Here is a 13,439-nt window from a genome sequence, read left to right as displayed (position 1 = left end):
GGGAAACCAACCCTGTCAGACGGGAGCCTTCGACGTCACATCAGGCTCCAATACCGCGCCAGCGGTTTCGTTCAATCCTCGTGCCCTGTTATGAGCCGGCATTGCCGACGCTCGCCCTTTAGACCGAGGCAGCCCCAAGACGAAAACACGGTCATGCGGTATCCAACCCGCGTATGAGAGCTTGCTCAACCGTCGTCTTTGGCCCCGCCTCCTGCCGTGGGCACCGCACCGAAATCTAGCGCCTGGGCGCATCCAGGGCGGAAACGCCTGACCAAATCCATTGACAGCGAACATGAGAACAGGCTGCGGAAAAACTCCCGTCATTCCCGCGAAAGCGGGAATCCATGCCGCAGCCACTCAATATCTTGTGGCAAGATGTTCATTTCGCCCCAACATGGACCCCGCCTGCGCGGGGGTGACGCTGGAATGGAAGGCGGAACGAGCTATTCCGCAGCCTGTCAGGCCCGGCCGATTGAGCTATTGCGGAAGGGCGACGATCGATACCGCGCCGCGCACGCGGCTGACGGCGTCTTGCATCTCGGCCTGGAAGCGATCGCTGATGGCCTTGGCCGCCTCGGCCCGGTCGGCCGACATGGTGCGAAACACCTGCTCGGCCGATTCCTTGGTACCGGTCAATCCGGCCTCGACGGCATCGACCGCCTTGCCCGCTTCCCGCACCTGGGTCTGGACCATGGCCAGGGTCTGCGGGTCCAGCGCCGACAACAGGTGCCCCAGACCGCTGACGGCGTTGCGCAACTGCGCCCCGGTCTGCGACACCGGCAGGGCGGCGCCTTGCTGGACGGCGCTGTCGGCCAGGGTCCGCACGGCGGCGATCATGGTCTGCAATTGCTGGACGATATCGGCGGGACCGGCGCCCTGACGCTGGCGCTCGTGGTCCTGCTGGGCCATCGAGGCTTCGGTCTGGCGCAAGGATTCCGGAAGCTCCCGATCAGCCGAAGATAGCGCCGCAGCGGACTCGGATGCGGGAGACAACGAACTCAGGAACGAGGCGATTCTGCCGATTCCCATGAGCAAACCCCAAGAACGCGTCCTTTGGACGCTGAAGAACATCCTTTTCAGGAACTTACAGTGTAGCGTATGTTCTCGAAGGATTTCAAGTTGTGCGCAACGGCGCGACCCCAGGGCCGCGCCGTCGGCGAACTGGAAGGGATTATTCGGCGGCGGCCGCCGCGGTCACCGGATGATCCAGCCGGGTCAGCATCTCCTTCGGGATCACCTGGACGAAGCGGGCGGATTCGCGGTCCCAATCGGCCAGCAATTCCTCGGCCCACTTGGACTGGGTCTCGAGGGCGTGCTCGCGCAGCAATCCTTCCAGCACGCCCAGCCAATGGCTGGTCTGAACCTTCTGCCACACCACGCTTTCCGGGTTGACCCGGTTGCGGAAGGTGTTGTCGCCGTCATAGACGAAGGCCATGCCGCCGGTCATGCCGGCGGCGAAGTTGGCCCCCACCGGCCCCAGGATCACCGCGGTACCGCCGGTCATGTATTCGCAGCCGTTGGATCCGCAGCCCTCGATCACGGTGATCGCCCCGGAATTCCGGACGGCGAAGCGCTCGCCGGCCTGGCCGGCGGCGAACAGCTTGCCGGCCGTCGCCCCGTACAGGCAGGTGTTGCCGATGATGGTGTTGAGGTTCGAGGCCAGGTTCGACGACACCGACGGGCGCACGACGATGGTGCCGCCCGACAGGCCCTTGCCGACATAGTCGTTGGAATCGCCGAACACCTCGAGCTTCAGGCCCTGGACCGCGAAGGCGCCCAGGCTTTGCCCGCACGAGCCGCGCAGGCGCACGGTGATGTGGCCGGGATTAAGGCCGGTCATGCCGTACTTCCGGGTGATCTTGTGGGACAGCTTGGTGCCGATGGCGCGTTGGACGTTTCTGACATTATAGGCCAGCTGCATCTTCTCGCCGTCTTCCAGGGCCGGGCGGGCGTCCTGGATCATCTGGGCGTCCAGGGTCTCGGGCACCTCGTTCCTCTCCTCCTGGGTGCAGTGCCGCGCGAAGCCGCCGGCATCAGCCTGGGCCAAGAGCGGGTTCAAGTCCAGATCGTCCAGGTGGGCGGCGCCACGGCTGACCTGGCGCAGCAGGTCGGTGCGGCCGACGATCTCGTTCAGCGAGCGGGCGCCCAGGCTGGCCAGAATTTCGCGCACTTCCTCGGCGATGAAGGTGAACAAATTGACCACCTTCTCGGGCGACCCGGTGAAGCGGGCGCGCAGTTCGGGGTCCTGGGTGCAGACGCCGACCGGGCAGGTGTTGGAATGGCACTGGCGCACCATGATGCAGCCCAGCGCCACCAGGCTGGTGGTGCCGATGCCGAATTCCTCGGCGCCCAGCATGGCGGCGATGACGATGTCGCGGCCGGTCTTCAGGCCGCCATCGGTGCGCAGCTTGACCCGGTGGCGCAGGCGGTTCAGCGTCAGCAATTGGTGCGCTTCCGACAGGCCCAGTTCCCACGGCAGGCCGGCGAACTTGATCGAGGTCTGGGGGCTGGCGCCGGTGCCGCCGACATTGCCGGAAATCAGGATGGTGTCGGCCTTGGCCTTGGCGACGCCGGCGGCGACGGTGCCGATGCCGGAGCGGCTCACCAGCTTGACCGTCACCCGGGCGTCGGGGTTGATCTGCTTCAGGTCATAGATCAGCTGGGCCAGGTCTTCGATGGAATAGATGTCGTGGTGCGGCGGCGGGCTGATCAGCATGACCCCGGGGGTGGCGTGGCGAAGCTTGGCGATTTCCACCGTCACCTTGAAGCCGGGCAGCTGGCCGCCCTCGCCGGGCTTGGCGCCCTGGGCGACCTTGATCTCGATCTCGCGGCACATGTTCAGGTACTCGGCGGTGACGCCGAATCGGCCCGAGGCGATCTGCTTGATGGCCGAGTTGGCGTTGTCGCCGTTGGGGCGCGGACGATAACGCTCGCGGTCCTCGCCGCCCTCGCCCGATACCGACTTGGCGCCGATACGGTTCATGGCGATGTTCAAGGTGCCGTGGGCTTCCGCCGACAGCGCCCCCAGGCTCATGCCCGGCGTCAGGAAGCGCTTTCTGATCTCGGTGATGGATTCCACCTCGTCGATCGGGATCGCCGCCGCATTGGGCTGGAAGTCCAGCAGGTCGCGGATGGTGATGGGCACCAGCCGGCGCACGCCGTCGGAATACTTCTTGTAGGTGGTGTAGGAATCGGTCGACACCGCCGTCTGCAGCAGATGGATCAGCGTGCCGTCGAAGGCGTGGGCCTCTTGGCCGCGCCGCACGCGGTAGAAGCCGCCGACCGGCAGCACCGCCGAGGCGGTGGCGAAGCCGGCGGCATGCTGGCGGGTGGTCTTCTTGGCGATGCCGTTCAGGCCGATGCCGGAAATGCGGCTGGTCATGCCGGGGAAGAACTCGGCCACCAGCGAGCGCGACAGGCCGATGGCCTCGAAGTTGCAGCCGCCGCGATAGGACGAGATCACCGAGATGCCCATCTTCGACATGATCTTCAGCAGACCCTGGTCGATGGCCTTCTTGTAGTTGCGCACGCATTCTTCCAGCGTGAGCCCGGGGAACAGGCCGCGGCGCCAGCGATCGGCGATGGCTTCCTGGGCCAGATAGGCGTTGACGGTGGTGGCGCCGATTCCGACCAGCACGGCGAAGTAATGGACGTCCAGCGCCTCGCCCGAGCGGACGTTCAGGCTGGTCCAGGTGCGCAGGCGCTCGCGCACCAGATGGGAATGCACGCCCCCGGCGGCCAGGATCATCGGCACCGGGGCGCGGCAGGAATCGACGCTCTTGTCGGACAGGATCAGGTGGGTGCAGCCGGCGCGCACCGCCTCTTCCGCCTCGCGGCGGATACGGTTGAGCGCGTCCTTCAGGGCATGCTCGCCGGCGGATGGATCGAAGGTGCAGTCGATCTCGGCGGCGGCGGCTCCCATGTGGCGGCGCATGGCCTCGAACTCGGCGGTGGACAGGACCGGGCTGTTGAGCGCCAGCACGTCGCACTGGCTTTCATGCTCGTCCAGGATGTTGCCCAGATTGCCCAGCCGGGTCCGCAGGCTCATCACCCGGGACTCGCGAAGGGAATCGATCGGCGGGTTGGTGACCTGGCTGAAGTTCTGCTTGAAGAAATGGTGCAGGCCCCGGTACTGGTCGGACAGCACCGCCAGCGGCGTGTCGTCGCCCATCGAGCCGACCGCTTCCTTGGCCTCCTCGACCATCGGCTGCAAGATCAGCTCCATGTCTTCCATGGTCAGGCCATAGGCCAGCTGGCGGCGGCGCAATTCCTCGGTCGACAGCTCGGCCGGCTCGTTGGCGGCGCTCTTGACCAGGCTGTCCAGCTCGGTGATGCGCTTGGTCCACTCGCCATAGGGCTTCAACGACGACAGCCAGTCCTTCAATTCGCCGTCGCGGTACAGCCGGCCCTGCTCCAGATCGACGGCGATGGTCTGGCCCGGTCCGACCCGGCCCTTCTCGATGATGTCGGATTCCGCCACCTTGACCATGCCGGTCTCGGAGCCGACGATCAACAGCCCGTCCGTGGTGATGGTGACGCGCATCGGACGCAGGCCGTTCCTGTCCATGCCGGCGATGACCCAACGGCCGTCGGTGGCGCAGATGGCCGCCGGGCCGTCCCACGGCTCGATGACGGCGTTGCAATAGCCGAAGAAATGGCGGTGGGAATCGGGCATCAGGGCGTTCGAGCCCAAGGATTCCGGCACCAGCATCTGCTTGACCATCGGCGCCGTGCGCCCGGCGCGGACCATCACCTCGAACACGTTGTCGAGCGCGGCCGAGTCCGAGCCGCCGGCCTGGATCACCGGCTTGATGTCCTCCATGTGGTCGCCGAAGGCTTCGTGCCCCATGCGCGGCTCGTGCGCCTTCATCCAGTTCAGGTTGCCCGACAGGGTGTTGATCTCGCCGTTATGGGCCAGCATGCGGAACGGCTGGGCCAGGCGCCAGGTCGGGAAGGTGTTGGTGGAATAGCGCTGGTGATAGATGGCGAAGCGCGACACGAAGCGCTCGTCCAAGAGGTCGGGATAGAAGCTGGTCAGCTGCTCGGCCAGGAACATGCCCTTGTAGATGATCGAGCGGCCCGACAGCGAACAGATATAGAAGTCGGTGATGTGCTCGGCCAGCACCAGCTTCTCGATGCGCCGGCGCAGGATATAAAGGTCGGTCTCGAACCGCTCTTCCGGCGTGCCAAGGGTGTTGGCGATCATGATCTGCTCGATCTCGGGGCGGGTGGCGTTGGCCATCTCGCCGATGATCGAAACGTCGACCGGCACCTGGCGCCAGCCATAGATGGCATAGCCGAAATTCAAGATCTCGGCCTCGACGATGCAGCGGCAGCGTTCCTGCGCGCCCAGGTCGGCCTTGGGCAGGAAGATCATGCCGACGCCCAGCCGGCCCGGCACCGGCTCGTGGCCGGTGTGGCGGATATGTTCCTTGAAGAAGTCCTGCGGCAGCTCGACATGGATGCCGGCGCCGTCGCCGGTCTTGCCGTCGGCATCGACGGCGCCGCGATGGAACAGCACCTTCAGGGCCTCGATGCCGGCGACCACCACGTCGCGCCGGGGCTTGCCGTCCAAGGTGGCGACCAGGCCGACGCCGCAGGCGTCGTGCGGCATGGTGTCGATGCCGGCCGCGTCCAGGATGGCGGCGTTCTTCAGGTACAGGGCTGCGAATTGCTCGCTCATGACAGGCTCCACGGTCGGGATGGTCCCGGAAGGGTCGAATGGGTTACTGGGCCGCCTTGGGCTTGGTCTTGACCTTGTCCTTGGTCTTGTCCCTGGGCTTGGCCTTGATGTGGGAATCGATGGCGGCCGCCGCGTCGCGGCCGTCCTTGATCGCCCACACCACCAGCGAGGCGCCGCGCACGATGTCGCCGGCGGCGAACACGCCGTCCAGGCTGGTCATCAGGCGGTCGTCCACTGTCAGGGTGCCCCAGCGGGTGGTCTCCAGCCTGGGCTCGCCGAACAGAGCCGGCACGTCCTCGGGCTCGAAGCCCAGGGCCGAGATGACCATGTCGGCCGGCAGGTCGAAGCCCGAGCCCTCGATCACCTGCGGGCTGCGCCGGCCCGACGAATCGGGCATGCCCAGATGCATGCGGTGCGCGCGCACGGCCGTCACCTTGGTCTCGCCCAGCACCATCTCGGGCGCGGCCATCCACACGAACTCGACGCCTTCCTCCTCGGCGTGGGCCACCTCGCGCTGGCTGCCGGGCATGTTGGCGCGGTCGCGGCGATACAGGCACTTGACCGAGCGCGCACCCTGGCGGATGGCGGTGCGCACGCAATCCATGGCGGTGTCGCCGCCGCCGATCACCACGACGTTCTTGCCCTTGGCGTCCAGCGCGGGGTCAAGCCCGGTGTCGCCCAGATCGGCGCGGTTGGACCGGATCAGATAATCCAGCGCGGCATGGATTCCCGCCAGCTTGGCGCCTTCGCAATCCAGGCCCCTGGCGCGATAGACCCCGGTGGCGATCAGGACGGCGTCGTGGCGCTCGCGCAGGTCGGCGAAGGACAGATCGCGGCCGATCTCGGTGCCGGCGACCAGGGTGACGCCGCCTTGCGCCAGCAGCTTGGTGCGGCGCTCGACCACGCTCTTTTCCAGCTTGAAGCCGGGGATGCCATAGATCAGAAGGCCGCCCATGCGGTCGTGGCGGTCATAGACGGTGACCTGATAGCCGATCCGGCGCAGCGCTTCCGCCGCCGCCAGGCCGCCCGGCCCGCCACCGACGATGCCGACCGAGGCGGCCAGTTCGCGCGGCGGCACCACCGGCTCGACCCAGCCCTCGGCGAAGGCGGTTTCGGTGATGTGCTTTTCGATGGCGCCGATGGTCACGCCGCCATGCCTGGACTGTTCCAGGACGCAATGGCCCTCGCACAGGCGGTCCTGCGGGCAGATGCGGCCGCAAATCTCGGGGAAGGAATTGGTCGAGGCGGCCATCTGGTAGGCCTCTTCCATCCGGCCGGTGGCCGACAGCATCAGCCAGTCGGGGATGTTGTTGCCCAGCGGACAGCGGATTTGACAGAACGGGATGCCGCATTGCTCGCAGCGCGAGGCCTGGTCGGCGGCCCGCTCGGGTTCGAAGGCGCGGCTGATCTCGCCAAAGTCGCCGCGCCGCTCGGCCGCCGGGCGCTTGGCGGGCTGGCAGGGATCCAGGCGGGTGAATTGCAGCATCTTGCGAGCCATGGCAACGGACCTTGGAAAGGGAATGATCGGACGAATCTTTTACGGCAGGAAGGCTGCCGAATTCCAGAAGATTCTTCGCCAAAGGACAGCTATGCTGCCATAAAATGGCGGAATTGATGGTGGCGCCGGCCGACCGAAGCCTGGGCTTTCCGCAAAATGGTACCGGAACGAGACTATCGGCCTTTAATAATAGGTTAAGGATAGCCATCCAATGCGCTGACCTTATTCATTTTTCTTGTCATTGCAGACCGTGAAACACTATAGTCGCAGTGTCTGGAAAACAGGGGGGTCACCCGTCGTGCCGTACCGCGCCCTTGCCGTGCTGTGTTTGCTGCTGGCCTTGTCGGCCTGCGCCCGTGGTCCGGCGCCCTCGGCCTTCGTCTTCGGCCCGCCGGCCCAGCCGCCATTGGTCGATCCTGACGCCGCCTGCCTGCGGGACCTGGCGGCGCTGCAGGTGGCCTATCAGCCGGTTCAGGCCTTCGGCGACCCCGAGCAGGGGTGCGGCATCGCCAATCCGGTCAGTGTCAGCGCTTCCGGCGCCCAGTTCAACCGCCCCAGTGTGATGACCTGTTCATTGGCCCGCACGGTGGCGCAATTCGAGCAGCAGATCATCCAGCAGGCGGCCCTGGCCCGCTTCGGCCAGCCGGTCAGGAAGATCCTGCATGCCGGCACCTATGATTGCCGCATGCGCAGAAACGGCACCACCTTGGCCGCCGCCGGCTCGACGGCGTCGAAGGGCGGCCGGCTGTCCGAGCATGCCAAGGGCCAAGCCATCGACATCGTCGGCTTCGAGCTGGCCGACGGCACCCCGATCTCGGTCAAGAAGGACTGGCGCGGGGCCGGCACCAAGTCGGCCTTCCTGCACGAGGTGGCGCGGGGGTCGTGCTCGACGTTCAATGTGGTGCTGACCCCCAACCATGACCGCTTGCACCAGGACCATCTGCATCTGGATATCGGCCCCCACACATTGTGTGGTTATTAAGGGCTCCACCGCCTTGTGATTTGGTGGTCGCATGGTATGATTCCCGACCGCCCGCGATAATAACAAGCCGTATAAGCGGGCCGGCCAAAAACCCTGTTCAGGGGGCGGAGGACACTTTGGAGATGAAGCAACCATCCGGTCGCGGCCGGGCGGGGGGCGGGCTGTCATGCTGATCGCCAGCGCCTTGCTGTCCTTGCCGTTGCTGTCGCTGTTCATCATCGCCTTTGGGCGGTGGGAGCGGGCGCACGCGGTGGCCTATGCCGGTTGTTTCATCGCCTGCGTCTCGCTGTTTTCCGGCGGGCTGGAACATCTGGGCGGGGTGTGGGGCGCGCCCAACCTGGTGCTTCCGTTCGGCCTGCCGTGGCTGAAGGCGCATTTTCGCATCGACAATCTGTCGGCCCTGTTCCTGCTGGTGATCAATTTCTCGGGCGCGATCGCCTCGGCCTATGCCATCGGCTATTCCGAGCATCTGCATGAACGCCGCCGGGTCACGCCGTTCTATCCCTTGTTCCTATTCGGCATGAACACCGTGCTGGTGGCCGACGACGCCTTCGTCTTCCTGGTGGCGTGGGAATTCATGTCGCTGGCCTCGTGGCTGATGGTGCTGGCCGACCATGAAAAGCCCGACAATCGCCGGGCCGCCGCGGTCTATCTGATGATGGCGGTGTTCGGCACCTTCTGCCTGTTGCCGGCGCTGGGCCTGATGGCCGGGGCGGGCGGCGACTATACCTTCGCCGCCATGCGGCTCAAGGATCTGTCGGGCGTGACCGGCTTCCTGGTGGTGCTGCTGACCCTGTTGGGCACCGGCTCGAAGGCCGGGCTGGTGCCGTTGCATGTGTGGCTGCCATTGGCCCATCCGGCGGCGCCCAGCCATGTCTCGGCGCTGATGAGCGGCGTCATGACCAAGGTCGCCCTGTACGGACTGATCCGCATCCTGTTCGACCTGCATGGCGATGTCGGCTGGCAGTGGGGCGCGGCGATGATGGTGGTCGGCGGCATCACCGCCGTCATGGGCGTGCTGTATGCGGTGATGCAAGACGACATCAAGACGCTGTTGGCCTATTCCACCGTCGAGAATGTCGGCGTGGTGGTGATCGGTCTGGGCCTGGCCATCGCCTTCAAGGCCGATGGCGAGAATCTGCTGGCCGCCCTGGCCTTGGTCGCCGGGCTTTACCACATCGTCAATCACTCGGTGTTCAAAAGCCTGCTGTTCCTGGGGGCCGGCGCGGTGATCACCGCCACCGGCAAGCGCTCGATCAGTCAGCTGGGCGGATTGCTGAACCGGCTGCCGGTGACGGGCGCGGCCTTTCTGGTCGGCGCTGCCGCCGCCTCCAGCCTGCCGCCCCTGAACGGCTTCGTGTCGGAATGGCTGATCCTGCAGACCCTGTTCAAGGGGCCGGGCCTGCCCCATTGGGCGATGAAATTCGGCGTGCCGGTGGTCGGCGCCTTGCTGGCCCTGGCCGCCGCCCTGGCCGCCGCCTGTTTCGTGCGGGCCTACGGAATCGCCTTTCTGGGCCGGCCGCGCACCGACGCCGCCCGCCAGGCAGGCGAGGTCACCTTCGGCATGCGCGCCAGCCTGGTGGTGCTGGCCGGCGCCTGCGTGGTGCTGGGCGTCATCCCGGTCACCGTCACCGACGCGCTGTCCCACGTGGTGCAGCCCCTGACCGGGGTGTCGTTCAAGGTGTCGGCCGATCTGGGCTGGCCGTGGCTCAGCCCGGTTTCGTCCAATCGCGGGTCCTATTCCGGCACGGTGCTGGTGATGGTCGGGCTGGCGCTGTTCGGGGCGGTGATCTTGCTGGTCCATCGTTTCGGCACCGAGGCGGTGCGTCGCGCCGATGCCTGGGATTGCGGCCACCGGGAAGACATTCCCCAGACCCAATATACCGGCCCGTCCTTCGCCCAGCCGATCCGCCGGGTGTTTGGCGGCACCGTGTTCCGCGCGCGTGAGAGCGTGGTGATGCCGCCGCCCGGCGACGATTCGCCCGCGCGCCATACGGTGTCGATGATCGACCCGGTGTGGGACGGCGTCTATGGCCGTATCGGCGGCATCGTCAACTGGGCGGCCGACCTGGTCAACCGGCTGCAATACCTGACGGTGCGCGGCTACCTGCTGATGATGTTCTGCACCCTGGTCTTCATGCTTCTGGTGGTCGCGGTGAGGCAGCAATCATGACGGCGGTGGTCTGGCAAATCGTGCAGATCGTGCTGGTGCTGGCGACGGCGCCGCTGGTCACCGGCTGGGTGCGCTGGGTCAAGGCGCGCCTGAACGGCAGGCGCGGCGCGCCGCCCTGGCAGCCCTACCGCGATTTCTATCGCCTGCTGCAAAAGGAAGCGGTGGTGGCCCATTCGGCCTCGTGGATATTCCGCGCCGCGCCCTACATCACCTTCGCCTCGGTGTGGCTGGCCGCGTGCATCGTGCCGACCTTCACCACCAACATCTTCCTGGCCCCGGCCGCCGACCTGATCGCCCTGGTGGCGTTGCTGGCCATCGGCCGCTTCTGGACCGCGCTGGCCGGCATGGATGTCGGCACCGCCTTCGGCGGCCTGGGCGCCAGCCGCGAGATGATGATCGCCTCGCTGGCCGAGCCGGCCATGCTGATGGTGACCTTTTCGTTGTCGCTGGTGGCCGGCACCACCCAGCCGGCGCAGATCGTCGTGTTCGTGCTGGGCGGCAATGTCGGCATCGAGGTCAGCCTGGGCCTGGCGCTGGCCGCCATGCTGATGGTGGCCATCGCCGAGAACGGCCGCATCCCCATCGACAATCCCGCCACCCACCTGGAGCTGACCATGGTGCACGAGGCGATGGTGCTGGAATATTCCGGCCGCCACCTGGCGATGATCGAGGCGGCGCAGATGGTGCGGCTGACCTTGTTCATGGCGTTGATCGCCTGCCTGTTCGCGCCGTGGGGCATGGCCATGCCCGGGGCCGGGCTGCCGGGTATTCTGGTCGGCATGGCCGCCTTCGCCGCCAAGCTGTTCATCCTGGCCACCGCCTTGGCCTGGTTCGAGACGGTGATCGCCAAGATGCGGGTGTTTCGCTATTCCGACTTCCTGGGCGGCGCCCTGCTGCTGGGACTTCTTGCCACCATCTTCCTTTACGTGTCGGAGGCTGTCTGATGCTGCAGCAGTTCTCCTATGACCTTGCCCACCTGATCGGTGCCACCGTGCTGATGGCCGGGTTCGGCATGCTGTACCAGCGCCGGCTGTTCGCCGTTTTGAACACCTTCGCCTTCCAGGCCCTGGCCCTGGCGGCCGCCGCCGCCTGGCAGGCCCATGTCCAGAACGCGCCGCATCTTTACGCCACCGCCGCCATCGCCCTGATCTTCAAGGCCATCGCCGTGCCGATCGCCCTGCATTGGCTGGTCGAGCGCTTAGGGATTCACCGCACGGTGGAAACCGCCTTGTCGATCGGCTGGACCATGATCGTCGGCGTCGCCCTGGTGGCGCTGGCGATCATGCTGGTGCTGCCGGTCACCGCCAAGGCCGCGGCGCTGACCCGCGAATCGCTGTCCATCGCCATGTCGGTCGTGCTGCTGGGCATGCTGATGATGATCACCCGCCGGAATGCCGTGACCCAGGTGGTCGGCTTCATGGCCCTGGAAAACGGGCTGATCCTGGCCGCCGTCTCGGCCAAGGGCATGCCGCTGGTGGTGGAAATCTCGATTGCCTTCTCGGTGCTGGTGGCGATGACGGTGTTCGGCATCTTCTTCTTCCGCATCCGCGAGCGCTTCGACAGCCTGGATCTGCATTTCCTGGAAACCTATCGGGGGGACCGGCAATGAGCGTGACAGCGGCCATGCAGGCCGGCGCCGCCAACCCGATCTTGTGGATCCTGGCCATTCCGCTGGGGGCCGCCGGCTTTCTGGCCGTCCTGCCGGGCTGGCGGCTGGCGACCTGGCTGAACGTGGCGGTGTCGGGGGCGACGTTCCTGTCGTCCTTGGTGCTGTTCCAGCACCGCCCCGAGCCGACCCGATTGCTGTTCATCGACGATTTCAACGTCTATCTGGTGGCGCTGACCGCCTTCGTCGGCTTCACCACGTCGATCTTCTCGGCCGCCTATATCAGCCGGGAATCACGGGCCAAGCACCTGTCGGACATGCATCTGCGTTTCTATCACGCGATGTATCAGGCCTTCTTGTTCACCATGCTGCTGGCCTTGGTCGCCAACAATATCGGCGTGATGTGGGTAGCGATCGAGGCGGCGACCCTGACCACCGTCTTGATGGTCAGCCTGTACCGCACGCGCGAAGCCATCGAGGCTGCGTGGAAATATTTCATCTTGTGCTCGGTCGGCATCGGCCTGGCGCTGTTCGGCACCACCTTGGTCTATCTGGCGGCCCAGCCGGTGATGGGCGACGGCGCCGACGCCATGGCCTGGACCCTGCTGATCACCAAGGCGGCCGGCTTCCACCCCGACCTGTTGAACCTGGCCTTCGTGTTCCTGCTGGTGGGGTATGGCACCAAGGTCGGTCTGGCCCCCTTGCACGCCTGGCTGCCCGACGCCCACGCAGAAGGCCCGACCCCGATCTCGGCGGTGCTGTCGGGGCTGCTGCTGAACGTCGCCCTTTACGCGCTGCTTCGCTTCAAGATGCTGATCTCGACCAATCCCGAGACGCTGGCGCCTGGCCCGCTGATGATCATGATGGGACTGTCCAGCCTGTTCCTGTCGGGCTTCATGCTGTACCGGCGCGGCGACATCAAGCGGCTGTTCGCCTATTCCTCGATCGAGCATATGGGCGTCATCACCTTCGCCTTCGGGCTGGGCGGCGCGGTGGCCAACTTCGCCGGCCTGATGCACATGACCATGCACAGCCTGACCAAGTCGGCGATCTTCTTCGCGGTGGGCATCATCACCCAGAATGCCGGCACCAAGCGCATCGCCGACATTCGCGGTCTGACCGCCAGCCACCCGGTGCTGGGTTGGGGCTTCGTCATCGCCGTGCTGGCCATCGCCGGGCTGCCGCCGATGGGGGTGTTCATGAGCGAGTTCCTGGTCGTCACCTCGGCCTTCTCGAAGCAGCCGCTGCTGGCGCTGCCGCTGGTGGTCGGGCTGCTGCTGGCCTTCGGCGCCCTGGTGTCGCGCCTGCAGGGCATGGCGTTCGGGCCGCCGCCGCCGCCCAACCGCCGCGCCCATGGCGGCGGCAACTGGCTGGGAACCATGATGGCCACGGTGCCCTTGTGGCTGCATATGTCGCTGGTGGTGATCGCCGGTCTGTGGCTGCCGGCGCCCCTGGTGGCGTGGTTCGAAGCCGTGGCCAAATTGCTGGGATGACCGC

At 66.2% G+C, this 13,439-nt stretch carries 8 protein-coding genes; 5 read left to right on the top strand and 3 right to left on the bottom strand.

Features of this window, described 5'->3' with window-relative positions; translation table 11 throughout:
* Positions 1-477 precede the first annotated feature (477 nt).
* The 3 genes from A6A05_RS06230 to A6A05_RS06220 form a co-directional block, all read right to left on the bottom strand.
* Positions 478-930: a hypothetical protein gene (locus A6A05_RS06230; protein WP_068498514.1), complete on the bottom strand. Its 453-nt coding sequence runs from the start codon at positions 928-930 to the stop codon at positions 478-480.
* A gap of 241 nt (positions 931-1,171) precedes the next feature.
* Positions 1,172-5,683, bottom strand: a complete 4,512-nt coding sequence (gene gltB, locus A6A05_RS06225) for a glutamate synthase large subunit (RefSeq protein ID WP_068498511.1) — start codon at positions 5,681-5,683, stop codon at positions 1,172-1,174.
* Between the two features lie 43 nt (positions 5,684-5,726).
* Positions 5,727-7,181, bottom strand: coding sequence for an NAD(P)-dependent oxidoreductase (locus A6A05_RS06220; protein ID WP_068498509.1), 1,455 nt, complete (start codon positions 7,179-7,181; stop codon positions 5,727-5,729).
* A gap of 298 nt (positions 7,182-7,479) precedes the next feature.
* Between A6A05_RS06220 and A6A05_RS06215 the strand changes: the two genes are divergently transcribed.
* The 5 genes from A6A05_RS06215 (at position 7,480) to A6A05_RS06195 (ending at position 13,435) form a co-directional block, all read left to right on the top strand.
* The gene (locus tag A6A05_RS06215) at positions 7,480-8,163 is read left to right on the top strand and encodes an extensin-like domain-containing protein (protein ID WP_068498507.1); all 684 of its coding nucleotides are present in this window, start codon (positions 7,480-7,482) and stop codon (positions 8,161-8,163) included.
* 166 nt (positions 8,164-8,329) lie between these two features.
* Positions 8,330-10,336, top strand: coding sequence for a hydrogenase 4 subunit B (gene hyfB, locus A6A05_RS06210; protein ID WP_068498505.1), 2,007 nt, complete (start codon positions 8,330-8,332; stop codon positions 10,334-10,336).
* The gene (locus A6A05_RS06205) at positions 10,333-11,280 is read left to right on the top strand and encodes a respiratory chain complex I subunit 1 family protein (RefSeq protein ID WP_068498503.1); all 948 of its coding nucleotides are present in this window, start codon (positions 10,333-10,335) and stop codon (positions 11,278-11,280) included. The genes hyfB and A6A05_RS06205 overlap by 4 nt, the downstream gene beginning before the upstream one ends.
* Complete coding sequence (locus A6A05_RS06200) at positions 11,280-11,945, top strand: hydrogenase-4 component E (RefSeq protein WP_068498501.1); 666 nt, start codon at positions 11,280-11,282, stop codon at positions 11,943-11,945. The genes A6A05_RS06205 and A6A05_RS06200 overlap by 1 nt, the downstream gene beginning before the upstream one ends.
* Entirely contained in the window at positions 11,942-13,435 is a 1,494-nt protein-coding gene (locus A6A05_RS06195) for a hydrogenase 4 subunit F (protein WP_068498499.1), read from the top strand. Before A6A05_RS06200 ends, A6A05_RS06195 begins: the two co-directional genes overlap by 4 nt.
* Positions 13,436-13,439 lie beyond the last annotated feature (4 nt).

This window comes from Magnetospirillum moscoviense (assembly GCF_001650635.1).
Lineage (GTDB): Bacteria > Pseudomonadota > Alphaproteobacteria > Rhodospirillales > Magnetospirillaceae > Magnetospirillum > Magnetospirillum moscoviense.
The sequence above is the reverse complement of the archived record's forward strand: the minus strand, read 5'-3'. Positions and strand labels throughout refer to the sequence as shown.